Annotated in this window: 19 protein-coding genes and 1 pseudogene; 5 read left to right on the forward strand and 15 right to left on the reverse strand. The window is 71.6% G+C overall.

Annotated features, from left to right (window positions below; translation table 11 throughout):
• Positions 1 to 129: 129 nt before the first annotated feature.
• The 3 genes from ACZ5KV_RS06220 to ACZ5KV_RS06230 all read right to left on the reverse strand — a co-directional run bounded on the left by ACZ5KV_RS06220 (position 130) and on the right by ACZ5KV_RS06230 (position 3,520).
• On the reverse strand, positions 130 to 2,160 hold the full coding sequence (locus ACZ5KV_RS06220; RefSeq protein ID WP_464241479.1) for a methyl-accepting chemotaxis protein: 2,031 nt from the start codon (positions 2,158 to 2,160) through the stop codon (positions 130 to 132).
• 329 nt (positions 2,161 to 2,489) lie between these two features.
• On the reverse strand, positions 2,490 to 2,816 hold the full coding sequence (locus tag ACZ5KV_RS06225) for an AzlD domain-containing protein (RefSeq protein WP_464241480.1): 327 nt from the start codon (positions 2,814 to 2,816) through the stop codon (positions 2,490 to 2,492).
• The gene (locus ACZ5KV_RS06230) at positions 2,801 to 3,520 is read right to left on the reverse strand and encodes an AzlC family ABC transporter permease (protein ID WP_464241481.1); all 720 of its coding nucleotides are present in this window, start codon (positions 3,518 to 3,520) and stop codon (positions 2,801 to 2,803) included. Before ACZ5KV_RS06230 ends, ACZ5KV_RS06225 begins: the two co-directional genes overlap by 16 nt.
• A 160-nt stretch (positions 3,521 to 3,680) precedes the next feature.
• On the opposite strand from ACZ5KV_RS06230, the gene ACZ5KV_RS06235 reads away from it, so the two are divergent.
• Positions 3,681 to 5,141 carry an aminotransferase-like domain-containing protein gene (locus ACZ5KV_RS06235; protein WP_464241482.1) on the forward strand — a complete coding sequence of 487 codons (1,461 nt, stop codon included), beginning with the start codon at positions 3,681 to 3,683 and terminating at the stop codon, positions 5,139 to 5,141.
• Here ACZ5KV_RS06235 and ACZ5KV_RS06240 read toward each other — a convergent pair.
• Positions 5,132 to 7,609 (reverse strand): PAS domain S-box protein, encoded by a 2,478-nt coding sequence (locus tag ACZ5KV_RS06240; RefSeq protein WP_464241483.1) that lies wholly within the window; start codon positions 7,607 to 7,609, stop codon positions 5,132 to 5,134. The genes ACZ5KV_RS06235 and ACZ5KV_RS06240 overlap by 10 nt on opposite strands.
• Before the next feature lie 159 nt (positions 7,610 to 7,768).
• On the opposite strand from ACZ5KV_RS06240, the gene ACZ5KV_RS06245 reads away from it, so the two are divergent.
• Positions 7,769 to 8,359, forward strand: a complete 591-nt coding sequence (locus ACZ5KV_RS06245) for a DNA-3-methyladenine glycosylase I (protein ID WP_464241484.1) — start codon at positions 7,769 to 7,771, stop codon at positions 8,357 to 8,359.
• A gap of 65 nt (positions 8,360 to 8,424) precedes the next feature.
• Complete coding sequence (locus ACZ5KV_RS06250) at positions 8,425 to 9,435, forward strand: alpha-hydroxy-acid oxidizing protein (RefSeq protein WP_464241485.1); 1,011 nt, start codon at positions 8,425 to 8,427, stop codon at positions 9,433 to 9,435.
• A 126-nt stretch (positions 9,436 to 9,561) separates the two neighbouring features.
• Here the strand turns inward: ACZ5KV_RS06250 and ACZ5KV_RS06255 are convergent, their stop codons facing one another.
• The 7 genes from ACZ5KV_RS06255 to ACZ5KV_RS06285 all read right to left on the reverse strand — a co-directional run bounded on the left by ACZ5KV_RS06255 (position 9,562) and on the right by ACZ5KV_RS06285 (position 17,229).
• Positions 9,562 to 10,404, reverse strand: a complete 843-nt coding sequence (locus tag ACZ5KV_RS06255; protein ID WP_464241486.1) for a nitroreductase family protein — start codon at positions 10,402 to 10,404, stop codon at positions 9,562 to 9,564.
• A gap of 81 nt (positions 10,405 to 10,485) precedes the next feature.
• A complete protein-coding gene (locus ACZ5KV_RS06260; RefSeq protein ID WP_464241487.1) occupies positions 10,486 to 11,217 on the reverse strand; it encodes a YkgJ family cysteine cluster protein in 732 nt (243 codons plus the stop codon).
• Between the two features lie 262 nt (positions 11,218 to 11,479).
• On the reverse strand, positions 11,480 to 12,589 hold the full coding sequence (locus tag ACZ5KV_RS06265) for an ABC transporter permease (RefSeq protein WP_464241488.1): 1,110 nt from the start codon (positions 12,587 to 12,589) through the stop codon (positions 11,480 to 11,482).
• On the reverse strand, positions 12,589 to 13,713 hold the full coding sequence (locus ACZ5KV_RS06270) for an ABC transporter permease (protein ID WP_464241489.1): 1,125 nt from the start codon (positions 13,711 to 13,713) through the stop codon (positions 12,589 to 12,591). The genes ACZ5KV_RS06265 and ACZ5KV_RS06270 overlap by 1 nt, the downstream gene beginning before the upstream one ends.
• A complete protein-coding gene (locus ACZ5KV_RS06275) occupies positions 13,710 to 15,461 on the reverse strand; it encodes an ATP-binding cassette domain-containing protein (RefSeq protein WP_464241490.1) in 1,752 nt (583 codons plus the stop codon). Before ACZ5KV_RS06275 ends, ACZ5KV_RS06270 begins: the two co-directional genes overlap by 4 nt.
• Entirely contained in the window at positions 15,458 to 16,495 is a 1,038-nt protein-coding gene (gene hlyD / locus ACZ5KV_RS06280) for a secretion protein HlyD (protein ID WP_464241491.1), read from the reverse strand. The genes ACZ5KV_RS06275 and hlyD overlap by 4 nt, the downstream gene beginning before the upstream one ends.
• Positions 16,492 to 17,229 (reverse strand): CerR family C-terminal domain-containing protein, encoded by a 738-nt coding sequence (locus ACZ5KV_RS06285; protein ID WP_464241492.1) that lies wholly within the window; start codon positions 17,227 to 17,229, stop codon positions 16,492 to 16,494. The genes hlyD and ACZ5KV_RS06285 overlap by 4 nt, the downstream gene beginning before the upstream one ends.
• Before the next feature lie 467 nt (positions 17,230 to 17,696).
• Between ACZ5KV_RS06285 and ACZ5KV_RS06290 the strand changes: the two genes are divergently transcribed.
• Positions 17,697 to 18,284 carry a hypothetical protein gene (locus tag ACZ5KV_RS06290; protein ID WP_464241493.1) on the forward strand — a complete coding sequence of 196 codons (588 nt, stop codon included), beginning with the start codon at positions 17,697 to 17,699 and terminating at the stop codon, positions 18,282 to 18,284.
• 517 nt (positions 18,285 to 18,801) lie between these two features.
• On the opposite strand, the gene ACZ5KV_RS06295 is transcribed toward ACZ5KV_RS06290, so the two are convergent.
• From ACZ5KV_RS06295 to ACZ5KV_RS06310, 4 genes and pseudogenes are all read right to left on the reverse strand, one after another.
• Positions 18,802 to 19,242, reverse strand: coding sequence for a flavodoxin (locus ACZ5KV_RS06295; RefSeq protein WP_464241494.1), 441 nt, complete (start codon positions 19,240 to 19,242; stop codon positions 18,802 to 18,804).
• 595 nt (positions 19,243 to 19,837) lie between these two features.
• Positions 19,838 to 20,467, reverse strand: coding sequence for a nitroreductase family protein (locus tag ACZ5KV_RS06300; protein ID WP_464241495.1), 630 nt, complete (start codon positions 20,465 to 20,467; stop codon positions 19,838 to 19,840).
• 56 nt (positions 20,468 to 20,523) lie between these two features.
• Positions 20,524 to 21,018 (reverse strand): hypothetical protein, encoded by a 495-nt coding sequence (locus ACZ5KV_RS06305; protein ID WP_464241496.1) that lies wholly within the window; start codon positions 21,016 to 21,018, stop codon positions 20,524 to 20,526.
• 205 nt (positions 21,019 to 21,223) lie between these two features.
• Positions 21,224 to 21,283 (reverse strand): annotated as a pseudogene (locus ACZ5KV_RS06310) (hypothetical protein); the annotation flags it as partial.
• Positions 21,284 to 21,457: 174 nt separating this feature from the next.
• On the opposite strand from ACZ5KV_RS06310, the gene ACZ5KV_RS06315 reads away from it, so the two are divergent.
• Positions 21,458 to 23,362: a sensor domain-containing diguanylate cyclase gene (locus tag ACZ5KV_RS06315; RefSeq protein WP_464241497.1), complete on the forward strand. Its 1,905-nt coding sequence runs from the start codon at positions 21,458 to 21,460 to the stop codon at positions 23,360 to 23,362.
• Positions 23,363 to 23,391: the final 29 nt, after the last annotated feature.

A 23,391-nucleotide genomic window follows, 5' to 3' on the forward strand; every position in this document is an offset into this window, starting at 1 on the left:
GGGCCCACCGGGGGTGATACTACCCTACCCACCCTCCGGGGGCAAACCCCGGGCCCGTTCCGGCGCGAAACGCCTGCCGGGCCGGGGCGCGCGACGAAACCGGCGCTCCGCCCACCCCGGTGCACGCGGCTAGAAGCGCTCGAACCCGTCGTCGCCCGGGCCGGAATCCAGGGCGATGCGCACGCCCTCGCGGGGCGCCTTGCCGGAGCCGGACGCGGGCAGGGCCTTGCGCGGCCCGGGCCCGGCCACGGCCTTGCGGCCCGGGGCCGTGGGTCCGCCGGTCCCGATATTGAAAAAGCTCATGGTCATGCGCAACTGCTCGGCCTGGCTCGACAACTCCTCGGAGGTCGAGGCCATCTCCTCGGAGGCCGAGGCGTTCTGCTGGACGACCTGATCGAGCTGCTGGATGGCCTTGTTGATCTGCGCGGCCCCGGAGTCCTGCTCGGCGCAGGCGGCGGCGATCTCCTGCACCAGGTCGGCGGTGCGGCGGATGTCGGGCACGATGCGTTCGAGCATCTGCCCGGCCTCCTCGGCCACGCGCACGCTGCCCGAAGACAGCTCGCTGATTTCGGCGGCGGCGGACCCGCTGCGCTCGGCCAGCTTGCGGACCTCGGCGGCGACCACGGCGAAGCCCTTGCCGTGCTCGCCCGCGCGGGCGGCCTCGATGGCGGCGTTCAGCGCCAGCAGGTTGGTCTGGCGCGCGATCTCCTCGATGATGGAAATCTTGTCGGCGATGTCCTTCATGGCCCGCACGGTGTGGGCCACGGCTTCGCCGCCCCGGGCGGTGTCCGTGGCGGCCTGCTCGGCCATCTTGCCGGTCTGCCTGGCGTTCTCGGCGTTCTGGCGGATGTTGGCCGTCATCTGCTCCATGGACGAGGAGACCTCCTCCACGCTCGCGGCCTGCTCCGTGGCCCCCTGGGACAGGCTCTCCGACGAGGCCGACAACTCCTGGGAGCCGGAACTGACGTTGTCCGTGGCGCCCTGGACCTCGGCCACGATGGCCCGCAGCTTCCGGCCCATGTCGCGCATGGACTGGGCCAGCCGCCCGATCTCGTCGCGGCTGTGCACGTCCACGTCGGCGGTCAGGTCGCCTTCGGCAAAGGCCCCGGCCATGGCCATGCCCTTGCCCACGGGCCCGATGATACCCCGGGCGATGACCACGGCCAGCACGACGCCCAGGGGGAAGGCCACGGCCATGAGGATGATCACCGCGCGGCGCGTGCCGTCGGCGGCGTTCAGCATCTGCTCGTCGGTCATGATGTGCTCGCGCACGGTCTGCTGGGTCTTGTCCAGCAGTTCCTGGACCTTGTGCAGGCTGGGCTTGGTCTGGCCCGCGTAGATGCCCAGGGCCTGCTGGCGCCGGGCCAGCAGGCCGTCGTGCCAGGCGATGAGCTCGTCCAGGGCCGCCAGGGTGGCCTGGGCGTGGGCCGTGGTGGTGGCGGCGAAGAACGCACTGGCCTGGGCGCGCTGGCCCTGGGCCAGCAGGGCGTTGATGCGCGTGACGGACTGGTGCAGGGCGCGATGGGGTTCGAGGATGGGCTCCACATGGGCGCGCAGCCCGGAATCGGCGGCCATGGCCCGGGCCAGTTCCGGGGAGCCCAGCCACTTGCCCAGGTCGCACAGGGCGGCGTCCTCCTGCACGTCGGCACGGGTGGCCGCCGGGTCGGAAAACACGCGCAGCACGGCGTTCATCCAGGCCACGTGGTCGGTCTTCTTCTCGCGCAGGAAGGCCCCCAGGCCCTGGTCCACCTTGACGAAACTCTCGCGGATGCGTCCTGCGGACTCGTGCAGCTCGCGGTGCGGCGCCTCGATTTCGGCCATGAGCGGCGCGATCTGCGGCACGAGCCGCTCGGCGTCCTTGCGCCCGTCCCCGTAATACCATTTGCCGAAGGCGCACTGGGTGGGGTCGAGCTGCACGGCCAGCTCGGTGACCGTTTCGTCGGTGAGGTAGGCCGCCACCTGTTCGGCCCAGACCAGGTGGTCCACCACGCGCTGGGTGAAGTCGCCGCGCAGCCGGTTGCCGCCGATGACCTCCCCCGCGTTGCCGACGATACCGCCGATGCCGACGATGGCCCAGGTCCCCACCCCGGCCAGGAGCGCCAGCACCAGGCCGAAGCCCACGGCGAATTTTCCGCCCAGCCGCAAATCCCGCCAGTTCATCTCTGCCTCCATTCCCGCCGCCCCACCCGGACGGGGGCCATTGCCGGAATGTGCATTATTGCGCAAGCAGGAGAAAAAAGTCAATTCACCATAGCGCTGAAGGGGTATCCCGGGATTTCCCGGTACCCCGCAATGCGGACGAAGGAAACCCGCGCGCGGCTGCGCGACTCTCCCCTTTGATTTTTATGAAGAAAAAAGAAACCAGAAAAAACACCAGCCAGGGGTGGGCCCCCGGGCCGCGCCCGGACGGCGGCGGCCCGGCAGGGGGCAAAAAAGTAGCGGCGGCGGGCCTCCCGTCCCACCGCCGCATCCCGCAACCGGGGAGGCTCCTACAGGCCGAAGTACCGGCAGCCCGCCACCACACCCATGCCCACGGCGACGGTGCCGAAGAAGCTGCGGGTGAGGATGGCCGTGGCAAAGGCCGGAACGGCGGCCAGCAGAAAGATGTTGTCCGGCCCGACGTGCAGGGTGCCGTCGTCGAGCAGGATGCCCTGGGCCAGCATGGCCGAGAGCACCGCCGTGGGCACGAAGCCCAGGAAGCGACGCAGCCCGGGGTGCAGCTCGCGCGAGGCCAGGGCCAGCAGGGGCAGGGCCCGGGGCGGATAGGTGGCCGCGGCCATGCCCAGGATGGTCAGAAAAATCAGCGTCTGGTCCATGCCGACACTCCCGTGGCCAGAGCGGCCGCGCCCAGGGTGGCCAGGATCACGCTCCACGGCCCGGCCCCGGCGGCATGCAGCCACAGGGCCAGCCCCGCCGCCGCCAGACCGGCCAGCACGTGTATCGCGCCGCGCACCTGGCCGACCACCAGGGCGATGAACATGGCCGGCAGGGCGTAGTCGAGCCCCAGGGGCCGCACGTCGGCCACCGCCGTACTGGCCGCGACGCCGAGGATCGTTCCCGCCACCCAGGCGCCCTGGGCCACGGCGTTGATCCACAGCGTTTCGCCCACCCGGGGCGGGCCCTGCATGAACCGCAGGCTGTGCAGGGCGAAGGTCTCGTCGGTAAGCTGGAAGCCGAACCAGGCCAGCCGGGGCGCGGACCAGCCGCGCAGGTGCGGCGCCAGGGACGCGGCCATGAGCAGGTGGCGCAGGTTGACCACGAAGGTCGTGGCCGCCACGGACAGCGGCGAGGCCCCGGCGGCCAGCAGGCCCACGGCGATGAGCTGGGCCGACCCCGCGAAGACCAGCACGGACATGAGCACCGTGTTCAGCGGCGAGAGCCCCGTCTTCAGGGCCAGCACCCCGTAGGCGAAGCCCACGGGCAGGTAGCCCAGCACGATGGGCGCCACCTGGCGCAGGGCCCCGGTCAGGGCCTCGGGCGCCCAGCGCGCCCCGTCCATGGTCGGCATCCGCACGTTCATCCTCCGCAGCCTCCCGCGCGGTCCGCCTTCCGGGTTGCCCCCGCCCCGGCGGGGGCGGCGGGCGAAGTGCGCCGCAACGGGCTTGATTCCAGCACGGGTTCTGTTACCAGAACAGATACAGTTGACGAAAAAAACGACCATAACAGATTGGAGCCTGCCCATGCCCCCCCGCGCGGGAAGCGACGGCTTCCGCTACCAGACCGTGGAGCGCCACGTGCGCGAACTCATCGAGACCGGCGCCCTGCCCCCGGGCAGCAGGCTGCCCTCCCTGCGCACCCTGGCCGCGCGGATGCACGCCAGCATCTCGACCATCAGCCAGGCCTACCTGGAGCTGGAGGCCAAGGGGCTGGTGGAGTCGCGCCCGCGCTCGGGGTTCTATGTGCGCCGGGCCCGGCGGCGCCTGCGCCCGCCCGGGGCGGGCCCCGCACCCAGCGGCCCGCGCGCCGTGACCCGGGGCGCGCTCATCGGCACGGTGCTCGAATCCGTGGGCGACTCGCGGCTCACGCAACTGGGCATCATCTGCCCGGCCAGCGAGCTGCTGCCCGCGCGCCAGATGGCCCGGCTCATGGCCGAGGCCGTGCGCCAGGAGCCCGAGGCGGCCCTGGAATACAGCCCCATCCCCGGCCACCCGGACCTGCGCCGCCAACTGGCCGTTCTCGGCCTGGAGGCGGGCGTGGCCTGCGGGCCCGACGAGGTGCTGGTGACCCAGGGGGCCATGGAGGCGCTGTACATCGCCCTGCGCACCGTGACCCGCCCGGGGGACACGGTGCTCGTGCAGTCGCCGACCTATTTCTGCTTCCTGCAATTGCTGGAGAACCTGCGCCTGCGGGTGGTGGAGGTGCCCTCGCGGGCCGAGGGCGGCATCGATCCCGCCGCCATCCGCGCGGCGCTGGACCGCTTCGAGATCGCGGCCTGCATCCTGTCGGCCAATTTCAACAACCCCGACGGCGCGCTCATGCCCGAGGCGGCCAAGGCCGAGGTGGTGGCCATGCTGGCCCGGCGCGCCGTGCCGCTCATCGAGGACGACGTGTCCGGCGACCTGCACTTCGGCCCCGCCCGGCCCGCGCCCCTCAAGCATTACGACCGCGCGGGCGGGGTCATCCTGTGCTCGTCGTTCTCCAAAACCATCTGCCCCGGCTACCGCCTGGGCTGGATGATTCCGGGCCGGGCCCTGACCAAGGCCCTGGAAATCAAGGCCACCACCAACGTCTGCAACCCGGCGCCCACGCAGATGGCCGTGGCGGCCTACCTGCGGCGCGGGCTGTACGACCGCCACCTGCGCGGCCTGCGCAAGGCCATGGAGGCCCAGCGCGACACCATGCTGCACCACATCGGCATGCACTTTCCCGAGCAGACCCGGGCCACGCGCCCCGAGGGCGGGGCCGTGCTCTGGCTGGAACTGCCGCCCCAGGTGGACGGGGTGGAGCTGTTCTACCGCGCGCGGGAAAGCGGCATCGGCATCGCCCCGGGGTCCATCTTCTCGACCCTGGACCGCTTCCGCAACTTCATCCGCCTGTCCACCGGCGGGGCCTGGAACCAGGATCTGGCCCGGGGCATCGCCGTGGTCGGCGCCATGGCCACCGAAATGGCCGCCCGCGCCCCGGCGGCCCCTCAGCCCTGAGGCCGCCCGGCGCCCACGGGCACCTGGACCTTGATGCGCACGCCGCGCCCGGGTTGGGCCGCCACGTCCAGCCAGCCGCCCAGCAGCCGGGCGCGCTCCTCCATGCTGCGCAGGCCCATGCGCCGGTGCCCGCCCTCGGGCTGGGCCGTCGGGTCGAAGCCCCGGCCGTTGTCGGTAACGCTCAGGATGACCCGGGGGTGCGAGCTCACCAGCCGCACCTCGGCCCGGTCGGCCCCGGAGTGCTTCTCCACGTTGTGCAACGCCTCCTGGGCCAGGCGGTAGAGGTTGATCTCCGCCTCGGGGGCCAGGATCAGACCGTCCATGCCCGCGGCCATGAACTGGGCCCGGATGCCCGTGCGCTCGGTGAACTCGCGGCAGTACTGCTCCAGGGTGCGCACCAGCCCCAACTCGTCCAGGCCCGAGGGCCGCAGGTCGTAGGCCATGTCGCGCACGGCGGTGATGCACTCCTGAAGCCGCGCCGAGAACTCGGCGGCCCGGCGGCGCAGCTCGGGCGAGGCGTCGGGGTGGCCGTCGAAGAGCACGCCCGCCGCGATCTTGAGCGACGACAGGGTCTGGGCCACTCCGTCGTGCAGGTCGCGGGCGATGCGCCCGCGCTCGCGCTCCTGGGTGCGCATCAGCTCCTGGGACAGATGGCGGACGCGCTCGCGGGCGTCCTTCACGTCGGTGAAATCCTCCAGCACGCCGTTGACCAGGACGAACTCGCCCCCGGGGCCGAACACGGCCCGCGCGCCCAGCCGGGCCCAGATGATGCCGCCGTCCTTGCGGCGCAGACGCGTCTCGAACTGGAGCACCTCGCCCTCGGCCCGCAGGCGCCCGAAGAACCGCGCGCGGTCCTCGGGGTCCACGTAGATGCGCGTGGGGATGTCGCGCACGGCGCGCATCAGGTCCTCGGGCGCGTCGTAACCCAGCAGCCGGGCCATGGCCTGGTTGACATTGAGAAATATCCCCTCGGGGGTGCTCTGGTAGATGCCCTCCACGGCGCTCTCGAAAATGCTGCGGTACTTCTCCTGAGCCTCGCGCAGGTGCTCCTGGTTGCGCCGCAACTCGGCGGTCATGGCGTTGAAGGCCCGGCCCAGCTCGCCGAATTCGTCGTCGCAGGGCATGCGCACCACGTGCCTCAGGTCCCCGCGCGACACGGCCTGGGTGGCCTCCAGCAGGGCGCGCACCGGGCGCAGCAACCGGCTGCCCAAAAACCACATCATCAGTAAAACGGCCACCAGGGCCGCAGCCACGGCGGAGAACGGCAGCCCCACGGCCAGGGCGCGCACCTCCTGGCCCAGGGCCCGGCGGGTGTCGCTGACCGGGGCCAGCACCTCGTCCAGGGGCACCAGGACCGCAAGGCTCCAGCCGGGCGCGCTCAGGGGATGGAACGCCGCCAGATGGACCCGCCCGCCCAGGGTCACCCGGCGCGCGCCCTTGTCGCCAGCCACCATGGCCTGGGCCAGGGCACGCACGTCGGGTTCTCCGGAATCCGCCAGCCGGCAGTTCAGGGCCTGGCCGCGCGCGAGCGTGTCCGGCCCGGGCGGGTCAAGGCCCAGGTCCGCCGCGCGCTCCAGGGGCAGGGCGATGGCCGCGCCGTCGCGGCCCAGCAGGATGCCGAAGCCCCGCGTGGCGGCGGAGGCGCCGCCATCGGCCCCGGGCGCGCCGCCGAAGCGGTCCTGAAGCACTTCGCGCACCACGCTGTCCAGGGAGAAGTCCAGGCCCGCGACGCCCTGGAAGCGGCCGTCGGAGGTGTAGAAAGGCGTGGCCACGGTGACCACCAGCCCACGGCCCACGGTGTCCTGGTACACGTCGCTCCAGCGCGTGGCGCCCGAGGGGTTGGTGCGCGGCACGGCCAGCAGGAAGCAGGGGTCCTGGCGGTAGTCGTACTCCCAGCGCGGGGCCATGCGGTCCGCCAGATGCACGTTGGGGAAATAGCGGATCACCGCGTCGTCGAGCATGAACCACGCGGCGGCGGCGCCGGGGGTGGTCAGCATGGCCGATGCCAGGGATTTGTCCAAGTGCGACAGGGCGTTGATGCGCAGCCTGACCTCGGGGTCCAGGGTGTCCGCGCCCCAGTAGACCGAGGAAACCAGGGCCTCGGGCGGATTGGCGAAAAGGCCCTTGTCGGGCCGGAAGGTGAAGCGCTCCCGGCCCCAGGCGCCTTGAGCGCCGAACAGCGCCGCGCGCTCCAGGTGGTAGGCCCCGCGCTCGGCCAGGGTCCTGGTCGTGGCGGCGGCGCCGCGAAAGAGGGCCTCGTGGCGCAGGGCCCGCTCGCGCACCAGGGCGAACAGCGCCCGCTGGGCCTGGGCTTCCACGTTGCGCGCGCTGACGCTCACGGAAAAATCGCCCAGGCGGTAAAGCGCGCGCATGGACAGCAGCGACATGACCAGCACCGCCAGGGCCACGGACCCCAACGCCATGAGCATGATGCTTCTGCCCAGCGACGAGCGCAGGAATTGCTTCACATATCCTCCTCCGGACCAGCCCGGCGGGCCGGACACCGGAGCGCGCATCTTCCACCGCCCGGGCCCTTTGGTCAACCAAAGCGCACCGGCGTCTGGACAACGCCGCAGCCCCCCTGTACGCTGCCGGGGCGGAACCCCTGCCCCGCCGAGGAGATTTCCATGCCCGCCCGCTGCCCCTGGGCCCACGGCCCCGCCGAGATGACGGCCTACCACGACCACGAGTGGGGCGTGCCCCTGCACGACGACCAGCGCCACTTCGAGTTCCTGTGCCTGGAAAGCGCCCAGGCCGGGCTGTCCTGGCTGACCGTCCTGCGCCGCCGCGAGGGCTACCGCGCGGCCTTCGCGGGTTTCGACCCCCGGGCCGTGGCCCGCTTCGACGCCGCGCGCAGGGCCGCCCTGCTGGCCGACGAACGCATCATCCGCAACCGGGCCAAGATCGACGCCGCCGTGCACAACGCGGGCCGCTTCCTGGACCTCCAGGCCGCCTTCGGCTCCTTCGACGCCTACGTCTGGCGCTTCGTGGACGGGCGGCCCGTGCAGGGCGCCTGGAGCGCGGACAACCCGCCTCCGGCCACGACCCCGGCCGCCCAGGCCCTGGCGAAGGATCTGAAATCCCGGGGCTTCAAGTTCCTGGGGCCGACCACGGTCTATGCCCACATGCAGGCCGCCGGGCTGGTCAACGACCACACGACGGACTGCTTCCGCCACGACCAGTGCGCTGCCCTGGCCGCAGGGTCCGCCGCGGGCTGACCCCGGCGCCCCTTCTTTCCGGCTGGTATGAGGCTGAACCCTCTTCAATAGACAAGGAGACGATCATGAAGGAAGTCCGCGACAAGGCGCGTGAACTGATGAAAGGCTTCTGCCGGGTCTGCCCCGTGTGCGACGGGCGGGTCTGCGCGGGCGAGGTGCCCGGCATGGGCGGCCTGGGGTCGGGCGCGGCCTTCAAGGAAAACATCGCCGCCCTGGCGGCCCACAAGCTGCGCATGCGCCTGGTTCACGGCGCCACGGCGCCCGACACGCGCACCACCGTCCTGGGGCTGGACCTGGACATCCCCGTCCTGGCCGCGCCCATCGGCGGCGTGTCTTTCAACATGGGCGGCAAGGTCGAGGAGGCCGACTACATCGCGGCCAAGCTCGAAGCCTGCGCCCAGGAGGGCATCGTGGGCTGTACCGGCGACGGCGTGCCCGACTTCATCCACGAGGCCGCCTTCGCGGCCATCAGGAAGGTCAACGGCCGGGGCATCCCCTTCATCAAGCCCTGGGAGGACGCTGAGTTCGACGCCAAGCTGGCCAAGGCCGCGGCCACCGGCGCCACGGTCTTCGGCATGGACATCGACGCCGCAGGGCTCGTGACCCTGGCCAAGATGGGCCGCCCCGTCTCGCCCAAAACGCCGGAGAAGCTGGCCAAGATCGTCGAAAAGGTGCCCGGCAGATTCGTGCTCAAGGGCGTGATGACCGTGGAGGACGCCCGGCTGGCCCTGGAGGCCGGGGTGGACGCCATCGTCGTCTCCAACCACGGCGGGCGCGTGCTGGAGCATGCCCAGGGCTCGGCCGCCGTGCTGGCCGAAATCGCGGCCTTCGTGGCCGGACGCATGGCCGTGCTGGCCGACGGCGGCATCCGCTCGGGCGGCGACGTGCTCAAGATGCTGGCCCTGGGCGCCGACGCCGTGATGATCGGCCGCCCGTTCAGCGTGGCCGTCATGGGCGGCCTCAAGGACGGAGCCGCGCAGTACATCCGCCAGATCAAGTCCGAGCTGGCCTCGGCCATGGTCCTGACCGGCTGCGCCAGCGTGGCCGACGCCGGGGCGGACATCCTGGCCTCCTAGCCGACCCCGCGCCGCACCGTACAACGTCGAGGGACGGCCACCCCATGCGGGGGGGCCGTCCCTTGTCGTTCATGGCATTGCGGCGCGCGGCGCGCCACTGCGGGCCAGCGCTCCTTCAGGGCCGCACTACCCCAGGACCGCGCGATGGACCCGGGGCGCGCTGCGCTGCACGGTGCGCGCGTAGCGCACGGCGGGGTGGCCGAAGGTCATGCAGTACCCGGGGCCGTGGTCCGCCGGGATGCCCAGGGCCGGACGCAGCTCCGGGGCGATGACCGTGAGCGCCAGATGGACGAGCCCGTTCCACAGCGTGCCCAGGCCCAGGCCCGTGGCCAGCAGGTCGAAGGTCGCCAGGGCGATGTGGCAGTCCACCTCGGGGGTGGGCCCGGCGGCGGGGCTGGTGGCGATGAGCAGATGCGGCGCGTTGCGCAGCAGCACGTCGACCCCCTTGCGCTCCCACAGGTCCACGAAGCCGGTGAAAAATTCCAGGCGCGGAGGCAGGCTCCCGTTCCGGGCGGCCCGGGCGATGGCCTCCAGGCAGTGCCCGCGCAGCAGGGCCACCTGCTGCGGGCCGTCCACCACGGTCAGTTGCAGGGCGCGGTTGTTCACGCCCGTGGGCGCGTGGCCCACGGCGCGCAGCAGCCGCTCCAGCATCTCGGGGGCCACGGGCTCGGCGGTGTAGCGACGCACGCTGCGCCGCCCCATGACCAGGGTTTCCAGGGCTTCGGGGTCGGGCAGGGCCCCGGCCAGGGGGCGGCTGCGGGCCGGGTCCTGCCCCATGACGGACAGCGCGCCCGTGGGGCACACGGCCAGGCAGTGCCCGCAGTCGATGCACTGGATCTCGCGCCCGGGCACGGCGGCGGGCAGGCCGTCGCCCGTCCCGCCGTCCAGCGCGATGCACAGGTAGGGGCAATCGGCGGCGCATTCGCCGCACCGGATGCATTTGTCGGCATCCACGCGCAGGTCGAGCATGGCGGGCTCCCGGGCTGAAGGATGAAGGATGCCTCTGCCCTTAGCACGTCCGGCCCCGGGGCAAAAGGGCCGTGCGGGGCCTCAGCGCGGGGCCGCGGCCAGGAAGGGGCGGCTCGCCAGCCAGTCCTCGGCGCAGGCCAGCACGCCGCGCGCGTCCATCAGGGCCACGGCGCGGGTCATGACCAGATACCCGGCTTCCAGGCCCAGGGCGGCGGAGCCTTCGAGCAGGCCTTCCTGCACGGCCCCGGCCAATTCGCGTTGCAGGGCGTAGCTGGGGATGGGCGCCAGGGGGTCGCGCAGTTCCACGCTCAGGCGACAGGCGTCAACGTCCACGGAGTTCCAACCCCGGCAGGCCAGGGGCCGTGCCGCATGCACGGCGCAGGCCCCGTCGCGCAGGAAGGCGCAGGGCGTCAGGTGGCGGATGTCGCCCAGCTCGCGGCGGGTGCGGCCACGGATCACGTCCAGCAGCCCGGCCACGCGCCCGGCGGCGGCCGCGCGTTCCTCGGACGAAAAACGTTCCAGCACGTGGATGCCCAGGTACAGGGCCTCGGGCGGGGTCAGGGACACCTGGTTGAAACAGCAGTGCAGGCAGCCCCGGGCACAGGCCACGGGCGGATCGAAGTCCAGCCCGAGCAGTACGTCGTCCAGGGCGGCATAGGCCTGCTGCACGGCCTCGCACAGGCCGCGCACGCCGGGCCCGGAATCCACGGCCCCGGCCAGGGCCTGGGCGCAGCCCCGGCGCAGGCGTCGCGACAGGGCCTCCTGGGCCGGGGTCAGCCCGTCGCCCCGGGTCGGGGGGACCACTGGGGGCACAACGCCCTGCCCCGGGTGCGCACCCGCCGGGCGCCGCACCGCCGCCTTGCCGCCACGCATGAACCGCCTGGACCGTGAACCCATGGGCACCCTGCCGGGAGAGGATCGGCCGTCCGGACGGAGCCGGAGCCTGGCCGGGCACACCCACGGAGGCAGTGTTCCAGAAAGGCATTTAGGGCAACGCGCCCCCCGCGCGCAACAGATTTTCGCGCACCCGGGACGGGCCGCCCGGCGGGGGCTCCGGGTCGCCGCGCCCCCCGGCCTAGCCCAGGCGCCGCCGGAAAAACCACGAGGCCAGGCTCAGGGTGACCACGGCGATGGGCACCAGGGGCCAGACGACCTCCAGGACCATGCCCGGCGACATGCCCTTGAGCAGCACCCCGCGCACGGCCACCAGGAAATAGCGCAGCGGGTTGACCTGGGAAACCAGTTGCAGGAACGCGGGCATGGTCTCGATGGGCGTGGCGAAGCCCGACAGGAGCATGGCGGGAATCATGAAGCTGAAGGTGCCAAGGATGGCCTGCTGCTGGGTCATGCACAACGAGGAGATGAACAACCCCACGCCGACCACCGAGAGCAGGAACAGGAACTGTGCCAGCAGAAGCACCGCGAAGGACCCCCGGAAGGGGATGTCGAACAGCAGGATGGCCGCGGCCACGATGAGCAGGCCTTCGGTCATGCCCAGGAACATGGCCGGGATGGTCTTGCCCGCCAGAATCTCGCGCGGGGACAGCGGCGTGACCAGAATCTGGTCGAAGGTGCCCAGTTCGCGCTCGCGGGCCACGGAGAGCGCGGTGATGATGAGCCCCACCACCATGGTCAACATGCCGATGAGATTGGGCACGGTGAACCACAGGTAGTCGAGGTTGGGGTTGAACCACGCGCGGACCACCAGCCGCGCCGGAGGCCCGACCTGGCCGCGCCGCGCGGCCAGATCGGCGTTGTAGCCGTCCACCACGGCCTGGATGTAGCCCTGGACGATCTGCGAGGTGTTGGAGCGCCGCCCGTCGAGCAGGACCTGGGCCGTGGCCGGGCGCCCGGCGGCCACGTCGCGCGAAAAGCCCTGGGCCAGCACCAGCACGGCCATGGCCCGTTCGTTTTCCAGCTCCGGCGCCACCTGGGCCATGCCCGCCAGATGGCGCACGCTGGCGAAGTACGGCGCGGCGGTGAAGCGCTGGGCCAGTTCCACCGCCGCCGCCCCGCCGTCCTGGTCCAGTACGGCGAGGTCCACGGCCTTCACGTCCAGTGTGGCGGCGAAGGAGAACAGGGCCAACTGCATGAGCGGCGGCACGATGAGCACCGCGCGGCTCTTGCGGTCGCGCAATACGGCCAGCAGCTCCTTGACGACCAGGGCCCACACGCGTCCGGACATCAGTCGATCCTTTGCGCCGAGCGCCACAGGGTCAGGCCCAGGAGCACGGCGGCGATGGCCGCCATGCCGCCCATGTTGGGCAGAAGCTGGCTCCAGGCGTCGCCCACCAAAAAGAGCGTCTTCAGGGCCGAAACGAAGTAGCGCGCGGCGATGGCGTGGGTCAGCAGGCGGATGGGCCAGGGCATCCCGGCGATCTCGAACACGTAGCCCGACAGGAAATAGGCGGGCAGAAAGGCCGAGAGGATGGCCACCTGGGCGGCCACGAACTGGCTGCGGGCCACGGTGGAGATGAACAGCCCCAGGCCCAGGGCCGAAATCAGGAACACCGCCGAGACAGCGGCCAGGGCGCCCAGGGAACCCCGGAAGGGCACGCCGAACACGCCCAGGGTCAGGCCCAGGCAGATGCCCAGGGCGGCCATGCCCAGCAGGAAATAGGGCGCCAGTTTGCCCACGAGCATTTCCAGGCCCGTCACCGGCGTGGCCAGCATGGCCTCCATGGTCCCGCGCTCCCATTCGCGGGCGACGACCAGGGCCGTGAGCAACGCGCCGATGAGGGTCAGGTTGATGGCGATGCCCCCGGGCAGCAGGCTGTTCAGGCTTTGCAGGTCCTGGTTGAACCAGGTGCGCGGCGCCAGGGCCACGGGCGGGGCGAAGTCCGTTCCGGCCTCCCGGGCGCGCAGGGCCATCCAGGTCAGCCACACGCCCTGGGCGTAGTTGCGCACGAAGGTGGCCGTGTTGGGCTCCGCGCCGTCCACCAGGATCTGAAACGGCGCCTGGGTGTCGGCCCGGGCCAGATCGCGGGCGAACGTGCGCGGAATGACCACCACCCCGCGCAGCCCGCCGGTGGTCAGCGCGCCCTGCATCTCGCGGCGGTCGCGGCCCAGGCGCACGGCAAAGGAGCGCGAGGCCGAAAAGGCCCCGGCCAGGGAGCGCGCCTCGGGCGAGGAATCCTCGAGCACCACGCCCAGAGGCACGCCCTCCAGGTCCAGATTGGTGGCATAGCCGGACAGAAGCGTCAGGAACACGGGCAGGATGAAGCCGATGAGGATGGACGAGGGGTCGCGCACGATCTGCAATCCCTCCTTGCGGGCGATGGCCCACATCCGGCGCAGGGCGGCCCTCACGCGGCCTCCCGCCCGGCCTCGTCGCGTCCGACCAGGGTCACGAAGGCGTCTTCCATGGACGGGTCGGGCAGTCCGGGCCCGCGCACGCCGTCCTTGAGGTCGTCGGGCGAGCCCGAGGCGATGATCCGCCCGCGATAGACCAGCACGATGCGGTCGCAGTACTCGGCCTCGTCCATGAAATGGGTGGTGACCATCACCGTGACCCCGCGCTCGACCATGCCGTTGATGTGCGTCCAGAACTCGCGGCGGGTGATGGGGTCCACCCCCGAGGTCGGTTCGTCCAGGAACAGCACGGGCGGCTCGTGCATCACCGCGCAGGCCAGGGCCAGGCGCTGCTTGAAGCCCAGGGGCAGCGCGTCGGCCGAGGCGCCCAGGTACGGCTCCAGGGCGAAGGTCTCGACCATGCCCGCCACGGCCCGGCGGCGCGCCTCGCGCCCCAGGCCGTAGACCCCGGCGAAGAATTCCAGGTTCTGGCGCACGGACAGGGTGCCGTAGAGCGAAAACTTCTGGGCCATGTAGCCGATGCGCGCGCGGGCCTTGCCGCTGGCCTTTTCCAGGCTCAGGCCGTCCACCAGGGCCTGGCCCGAGGTGGGCCGCAGCAGCCCGCACATCATCTTGAAGATGGTCGACTTGCCCGCGCCGTTGGGGCCCAGCAGCCCGAAGACCTCGCCGCGCCGGATGGCGAAGGACACTCCGCTGGCGGCGGTGAAGGCGCCGAAGCGCTTGGTCAGTTCGCGGGCCTCCACGGCGCTGCCCGGGGCGGCCTCGCGGGGGCGCATGGCCTCGGCCAGGGGCGACACGCCCCCGGGCCCGCCGCCGAGCACGTCCACGAAAGCGTCCTCGAAGCGCGGAGGCACTGGCTCCAGGCCCGCCCCGGGCCCGGCGCGCAGGGCGTCCACGTCGGGCGGCGCGGCGCCCTCGGCCAGCACAAGGCGCACCGCGCGGCCCTGGATGACCCCGTCGGCCACCCCGGGCTGGCCCAGGGCCCGGCGCAGCACGGCCCGGCGGCCCTCCTGAATCCCGCGCAGGGCGAAGGACCGCCCGGCGACCCGCGCCGTCAGTTCGCGGGGGGGGCCGAAGAACAACTGCCGCCCCTGGGACAGCAGCAGCACCCGGTCACAGGCCTCGGCCTCGTCGAGGTACGACGTGCTCCAGACCACGCCGATGCCCTGCCCGGCCAACTCGCGGACCATGCGCCACAGCTCGCGGCGCGAGATGGGGTCCACGCCCACGCTGGGTTCGTCGAGCAGAAGCAGTTCCGGGCGGCGGATCATGGCGCAGGCCAGGCCGAGCTTCTGCTTCATGCCGCCCGACAGACGCCCGGCGAGGCGCGCGGTGAAGGCTTCCAGGCCCGTGAAGCCCAGCAGCCGGGCGAACACGGCGCCCCGCTCGGCTCCGGGCAGGCCGCGCACGTCGGCGTACAGCCGCAGGTTCTCGCCCACGGTGAGGTCCTCGTAGAGCCCGAATTTCTGAGGCATGTAGCCCAGGCGGCCGTGGATGGCCTCGGCCTCGCGCCCGGGGTCGCGGCCCAGCACGCGCACCTCGCCGCCGTCGCGACCCAGCAGCCCGGCCAGGATGCGAATGAGCGTGGTCTTGCCCGCGCCGTCGGGGCCCACCAGCCCGGTGACCACGCCCGGAGCCACGTGCGCGCTCACGCCGTCCAGGGCCGGGGGCCCGGCCGGGGCAAAGGTCTTGACCAGCCCGGCGACCTCCACCAGGGGGGCCGGGGGAGCCGGGGCCGCGCTCATGGGCGGGCGTCCGGGGCGTCCGGGGCCGCCGGGGCGGCGGGAGCGTCCGCGCCGCCCGAAGGCAGGGTCACGGTGACGGGCATGCCCTGGCGCAGGCCGTCGTCGGCGTCCTCGACGACGATGCGCAGACGATAGACCAGATCCGTGCGCAGGGCCTCGGTCTCCACGCTCTTGGGCGTGAACTCGGCCACCGGGGAGATGAAACCCACCCGGCCCGCGTAGGGCGCGTCGGGGCGCGAGTCGGTGGTCACCTCCACGGCCAGCCCGGGGTGAACCAGCCCGAGCCGGGCCTCGGGCACATAGGCCCGCACCCAGACCGGATGGTCCAGCGAAACGACCAGCACCGTGGACCCGGCGGCGATCATCGCCCCGGGCTCGCGCACCCGCGAGAGCACCGTGCCCGCCGAGGGCGCCGAAAGCACCGTGTCGGCAAGATCCGTCGCGGCGGCGGCCACGGCGGCCTCGGCGGCGCGCAGGTTGGCTTCGGCGGCCTGCACGTCCTCGGCGCGGTAGCCCGTGACCTGGAGGCGCAGCGCCTTGCGCGCGGCCTCCAGCTCGGCGGCCAGGGCGTCGCGTTCGGCCACGGCGTCCTCGTAGTCCTGGGCGGCGATGGCGCCGTCGCGGTACAGCTCCTGGCGGCGCAGGGCGACGCGCGCGGCGTTGTCGGCCTGAGCCTCCACCTGGGCCACCCGCGCCCGGGCCTGGGCCACCTCCTCGCTGCGGTAGCCGGCGTGCTGCTTGGCCAGGTTGGCCCGGGCGGCGTCGCGCTCGGCCTCGGCCCGGGCCAGGGCGTTGCGGTAGGGCGTGTCGTCGAGCACGGCCAGCACGTCCCCGGTGCGCACGGGGTCGCCCTCGTCCACGCGCACCTCGGCCAGCAGCCCCGGCACGCGCGGCGCCAGCTCCACCTCGCGGATGTCCACATTGCCGTACAGCCGCAGGGCTCCGTTGCCGCCGGGCTCCCGCCCGGCCAGAAACCACCACGCGGCGGCGCTGGCGGCCAGCACCAGCACCGGGAGAATGATCCGCCGTTTCATGACGTTGCCTCCGTGCAGACGGGGGAACAGGATTCGGTCATGGCCTCCACCTGGTCGCAGACGATGCGCGCGATGCACTCCAGGTGCGCGTCGTCCAGGCGGTCGCAGTCCAGGCGCCGCAGGGCCGAGGCCATGGCCATGCGAAAGATGACGAGCTGGCCCATGGTGGCGAAGGCGCGCAGGGTCAACTCCGTGGACTCGGGGTCCAGCCCCGTGAGCCGCGCCAGGAGCACGCACCACATGCCGTGGACCCGCTTGAGAAACCGTTCGTAGAAAATCGGAAAGGCCGAGGTCGGCGCAATCTGCTCCTGGAGCACGATCTGGCTGAAGCTGCGCGCCTCGGGGGTGGCGAGCATGATGCGCACCATGCCGCGCACGGTGGTCCGCAGGGCCGCGAGCACGTCCTCGCGCCGGGCGGCGGGGTCCTGACACACGGCCAGGGCCCCGGCCATGCTGGGCCCGACCTGGGCCAGCATCACGTCCACGATATGCCCCGCCACGGCGTGGTAGAGGCCCTCCTTGCCGCCGAAATGATAAGGGATGGCCCCGAGGTTGGCTCCGGCCTCGGTGGCCAGCGCGCGGGTGCTGGTGGCCTCGAAGCCGTGCAGGCCGAACAGGCGCACCCCGGCCCCGATGAGCCGCTCGCGCGTTCCGGCCCGGGCCGCCGGAGCCGCGCCCCGGGGGCCGGACGCCGTCATATCCTTGTCCATGTGCTCGTCCATGTCCTGTTCCATGCAGAAGTCCTGCCAGCGCTTCGTCCGCCGGGGCGCCGGAGCATCCCGGGCCACCCGGGGAACCCCTGGATTCCCTGGGTTCTCCGGATTCTCCGGGCACCGGGCCCTTCCCGGGCTTTCCCGGCCGCGCGGCGCTGATCGTTTGCCGCCCAGGCGACGTTTCCAGGGCGCCCTCCCCGTTCCGTCACCCGACTCCCGCCTCTTTATTCATACGAATGAATGATTCACGGAACACTGTCAAGCACTTTTCGGTTTCCTTCTCCGCCCGGAGGCGGACCGGGCGGGACCGTGCCGCACCGCGACGCGGCGCCCCGGGGGGGGGAACAGTGCCGCGCGGCATCCCGCCGGGGCAGGCCCGACACGCGCGTGCCGCCGTTCACGCCGTGCCTTGCCTGCGCGCCCCCGCCCTGCTACTGCGGCCTCGCGCCCGCCCGCTCCGGGCGAGGCCCAAACCGAAGGGAGGCATCATGGACGACATCCTGGCCCGGGCCGAGGCCGACCAGGCCCGGGCCCGCGAAGTGCTGCGCACAACGGGCGTGGTCGCCGCCTGGGAAAGCGTCGGCGCCACAGTGAACCTCGTGGGCTCCCTGCGCACCGGGCTGCTGGTGCGACACCGCGACATCGACTTCCACATCTATTCCGACCCGTTGCGCATCGAAGACAGCTATGCGGCCATGGCGCGCATCGCCGCAGCGCCCGGGGTGTCGCGCGTGCAGTTCGCCAACCTGCTGGACGCCGAAGACCGCTGCCTGGAATGGCACGCCTGGGCCCGCGACGCGGTGGGCGACGAGTGGCAGATCGACATGATCCACATGCCCAAGGGCTCGCCCTGGGACGGCTACTTCGAGCGCGTGGCCGAGCGCATCTCCGCACGGCTGACGCCGGAAACGCGCCGGGCCATCCTGGAGATCAAGGCCGCCGTGCCCGAAGGCGGGAAGGTCATGGGCATCGAGATCTATCAGGCCGTGCTGCGCGACGGGGTGCGCGGCTGGGCGGAATTCGCGCGCTGGCGTACGGCCAATCCGGCCAGCGGCATCGTGGAGTGGATGCCCTAGCGGGGCAAAAGAAAAGGGGCCCGGCACCATGCCGGGCCCCCAGAACGGCGGAGGGCCGGGGCCGCGGCGCAAGCCGCAGGCCTGGAAACGGGGTCGGATCGGCGCCATCGTGGAGGTCGGACGATGGTGCCGGGGCGACCCCTGCCCCTGCCCCGCGCGTCGGGCGGTGCGGTCCGTGCCTGTCGCCGCAGGCGCGGGCGCGTTGCCCGGTCGGCGCCGTGCGCAGGGATGCGCGCCCTGCGCCCGTGCCACGTGTGAACAAGAGCCATCCGGCGATGGCCCCGGCCCCGGGTGGCGGGCTATGCCCGGCGGAACCCACCCGGGGCCGGGTTGCCGCCCCCGTGGGGAGGGGCGGCGCCGGAAGCGCCGAGCCGCGTTGCACGGCCCGTGCGCCGACCACTCGCCTGCCGCGCTGCGGGCCCGAAGGCCCCGCTGCGGCCCGGCGCGCCCCTCCCCCGGGCACGGCGGGAAGTCCGAAGGGAAGGGCGACGCCGGAACGGCGGATGGAACAGTGTGTCTAAATCCGCCCGGCCACCTTCTCGGCCCAGGCGGCGATGTCGTCGCGGTCGGGGTCGCCGTCGATCTTCAGGGAATCGACCACGACGTTGGCGCCCATGGCCCGCAGCTTTTCCTCGATTGCGTCCACGGCGCCGCAGAAATGGGTGTACGAGGAATCGCCGCAGCCGAACACGGCGGTCTTCCTGCCGCCCAGGCCGGATTTCTCCAGGGAATCGTAGATCGGGATGAAGTCGTCCTGCAGTTCGATGTCGTCGTCGCCCCAGGTGGAAGAGCCCAACAGGACGATGTCGTACGCGCCGCCCAGAGCCTCGGCTTTGGTGTTGGCGGCGTTGACCACCTCGGCGTCGAAGCCCTTGGCGGCCAGGGTCTTGGCGATGTATTCCGCCGTGATCTCGGTGTTTCCGGTGGTGGAACCGTAGACGACAAGCGCGCTTGGCATGGTCATTTCCTCGCTGTATCCGTTTGCGGGCGCCCCCCTGGCGCCCGTGTGTCATGCACTGGTTGTTTTGATATTGAATTTCATTTTCAAAATCAAGCACTGTTTTCGCTTTCCCCGCATTTTTCTCACAAAGGCACGGATGGCGCGGCTTGCCGGGCGAAACCCAGGTGCGGGGCGGCCCTCCCCGGGGCGAAATCATAGTCCGAGGGAACGCAGGATGCCGGACGGCAAGTCGCAAACACAAGACCCCGGCACCGGGAGGCGACAGGCGGCAAAGCAAAACCAGCATGGACCAAAGACGCGGGCGAGGGGCACGGGCGCGGCAGCCCTGCCGCGGACGGAACCAGGGGGAGGCCGTCCACATTCACGACGCCGGGGGCGCGGCGGCCGGATGCGGGCGGGGCTCTGCGCCCCGGTGCGGCAGCCCGGGCGAAGAGCAGACGCGGGAAAAGAAGCCCCCAGGGCGGTGAACCCGCGCGCCCGGGCCTTGCGCCCCCGCCCGGGGCGGGCCGGGGCGCAAGGAAAGCCGGACTCCCGAAGCGGACGCGGCAGGGCTCGCGGGCGGGGCGCTGCGCCCCGCCCGCGAGCCCGCCGACTACAGCACGATGTCTTCCAGCGGCTTGCGCACGTGCGCGCCGGGCGCGCCCGGCGCGGGGTGGCCCACGGCCAGCAGGCCGACGATGCGCAGGTCCGCGCCCAGGCCCAGGCGTTCCTTGATGCGTGCCTCGTCGAACATGCCCACCCAGCAGGTCCCCAGGCCCAGTTCCACGGCGCGCAGCATGATGAAGGCGTTGGCGATGCCCACGTTCATGGCCGCCGCGCCGAAGCGGGCCGCCTCCATGGCCTCGGCCTCGCGGCGCACGTAGGCGTCGATGCCGTCCATGGTGTCGCCCCGGATCAGGCCCTTGTCGCGGTAGAAAAAGGCGCTGGCCTGGGAATCGCGCACGTAGCCCGCCAGGTCGGCGCAGCAGACGATGATGGCCCCGGCCCCGGCCAGCCAGCTCTGGGTCCGCGAAACCTCCCTGCTCCCGAACCACTGGAGCAGGGCCGAATCCCGCACGGCCTTGTAGCGCCAGGGCTGGGAATTGAGGCTGGAAGGCGCCAGCCGCGCGGCCTGGAACAGGGCTTCCAGTTCCTGCGCGCTCACCGCCTCGCCGGTAAAGGCGCGCACGCTGTGGCGCTTGGCGATGGCGTCCATGACGCCCGGATGTTCAGGGGTGTTCATGTTTCGACTCCTTGCTTTTCCGAAAGGCTTCCGCCTGCCGCCAGGGGGCCCGCACCTCAGCGGCCCCGGGCGCGCAGTTCGTCCACCTTGATTTGGATCATGCCCAGGTGATAGGCCGTGTGGGCCAGGGCCCCGGCGGCGCCCCAGGCGGCCTGGGCGTCGCGGGCCGCGTGGCGGGCCACCGCCGCCTCCAGGGCCTCGAAGCCCTGGGCCAGCCGTGCCCGCAGCGCGCGCCACTGGTTCTCGTCCACCTCGCCCTGGGCCCAGCTCCGGGCCCAGTCGTATTCCACGTCGCGCACCCCGCCGATCCACTCGGCGAACACGTCGAGGCTGAAGGCCACGTGCAGGGCGTGGCGGGCCACGGAAGTGCCCGCCACGGGCGTGGAGGCCTCGGCGGCGGTCAGCCCCGCCAGCAGCGCCACCAGCCCGCCCTGCCCGGGGTCCAGGAAAGCCCCGGCCTCGCCCGCGCCGTGGAAGCACTCGCGCAGGACGCTCACCAGGGCGGCAGGCGCCAGGGCCGGGCCGGAGTTTCGGTTCGTCCCGTCATTCATGATCGTTCTCCCGCGCACGGCGCCACGTTTCAGCTCCGGGCCAGTTCGGCGGAAATGATGCGGGCGGTGCGCATGACCCGTTCGGCGACGCCGACCACGGCCTGGGGGTCGATCTGCAACCCCGACAGGGTGATGGTCGCCACGCCTTGTTATGGATGAAGACCGGCGAGGGCACGCAGGGCATGCGCGCCTTGAACTCGCGGTCATCAACGGCATAGCCCTGGCGGCGGACCTTGTCGAGTTCCGCCGTCAGGAGGGACAACAAGGTGAAGATTTCGTTGCTTCTTGCCTCGCTCCGCGAATTCCCTTACCGTTTTTCATCTGGGCACCCCGCGCGGGCCCGCCCGGATCAACGCAACACAGGCCAACGCCATACCCAGCCGCGTTGCCCGTGGAGACGCCGGGACGTTCTCCCCCTGACCGGGGCCAGGAGCCATCCGTGACCATCGCCGCCCCCTCCCCCTCCCAACGCCTGAGCAGGCAGATCCTCATGCGGGTTCTGCTGCTGGGAGTCATGGCCATCACCGCCGCGACGGTGACCTGCTATCTGCTGGTCTACAGCCAGAGCAAGGAAAAGACGCTCGCCTCCCTGCGCGAATACATGTTCGAGCGCAAGCAGCTCGAAGAGCGCGTGTTTCTCGACGCCGCCGCGAGCCTCGACCTTTTCCGCGACGAATTCATGCGGCTCTACCTCTCGGACATCGACTTCTCCGACGACGACTTCTGGAGCATGTATTTCGTCGATGGCCGCGGCGCCACGCGCATGAAGGAAAAATTCTTCAACGAGTCCATCGGGAAGCCCCTGGGGCGGTCCTGGGGCGTCACAAGCTTCATCGGCAACAACCAGCCCGTGGACGACCACGACTTCAAACGCCGCCTGCTCATCGCCTACACCCTGGTCAACCGCTACGGCCCGGCCTGGGCCGCCACGGGCGCGCTGCATGCCAGCTACCCCGAAAACGCCATCACCATCTTTTCGCCCGAGGCCCCCTGGGGCCTCCAGGCCCGGCCCGATCTGCCCATGAACGAACTGGGCACCATCAAGGCCACCCTGCAATCCGAAAACCCCGGGCGGGTCCCGGTCTGGACGGGGCTCTACTACGACGAAACCGTGGACCTGTGGACCATCACCTACGAACTGCCCGTGGATCACGAGGGCCGCCACCTGGTGAACCCCAGCCTCGACGTGCACCTGGATTCCATCGTGAACCGTCTGGAACGCGACTCCCAGGCCGGAACGTATTCCTTCATCCTGAGCCGCAGCGGCTACCTCATCGCCCACCCGGGCGAGCTGAAAAACGAACTCAAGCGCCAGGGCCAACTCTCCCTGGAAAAGCTCGCCAACCCCGACCTGAGCCGCATGTACCGCACGCTGGCCCGGGCCGAACCCGACGAGGGCGGCATCAGCGTGGTCGAAGACGCCGAGGGCGGCAATTATCTCATCGCCGCGACCCTCTCCGGGCCGCAGTGGTGGCTCGTGACGGAGCACCCCAAGCACAGGATCGCCCAGGAGGCGCATCAGGCCTCGCGTATCGTCCTGCTCTTCGGTTTCCTGCTCTTCGTGGCTTATGCCGTCACGGTGTATGTCGTCATCGCCCGGCACGTGAAGGGCCCCCTGGAAAAGCTGCAACGCGCCACCGCCCTCGTGGCCGACGGCGAATACGAAACGATCATCACCTCGCCCCGGGCCCTGCCCCTGGAGCAAAGAAACGAGATCGGCCAGCTTGCCGGAATGTTCCTGGACATGTGCCGCAAGGTGAACCACGTGCAGACGAACCTGCAGGAGCTGATCGCCAGCCGGACCCTGGAACTGGAGGCGGCCAACGCCCGGCTGCGGGAACTGAGCCTGCTGGACGGTCTGACCGGCATCCACAACCGCCGTTCCTTCGACCGCGACCTCGCCGCCGTGTTCGACCAGAGCCAGCGCGGCGACGGGTCCTTCTTCCTGCTGCTCATCGACATCGACCTGTTCAAGGACTTCAACGACACCCACGGGCACACGGCGGGCGACGAGGCCCTGCGCACCGTGGCCCGGATCGTGGCCCAGGGCATCCGCGGGGAGGACCGCGCCTACCGCTACGGCGGCGAGGAGATCGCGGTCATCCTGAACGGCGCGGACGCCGTCGCGGCCCACCAGTGCGCCGCGCGCATTGTGCGCAGCGTGCGCGACGCGGGCATCGAACATGGCGGCAATCCCCACGGCGTCGTCACCATCAGCGCCGGTTTGGCGGGCTACGCACCCCACCTGCGAAGCGCAACGGACATGATCGACGCCGCCGACGCCAGCCTCTACGCGGCCAAGGCCGCAGGCAGGAACCGCCTGGAAGGCGGCTTGCCGGAGTAACGCCCCGGTCAGCAAGCAATGAAAGGGGC

Source organism: Desulfocurvus thunnarius (assembly GCF_055390965.1).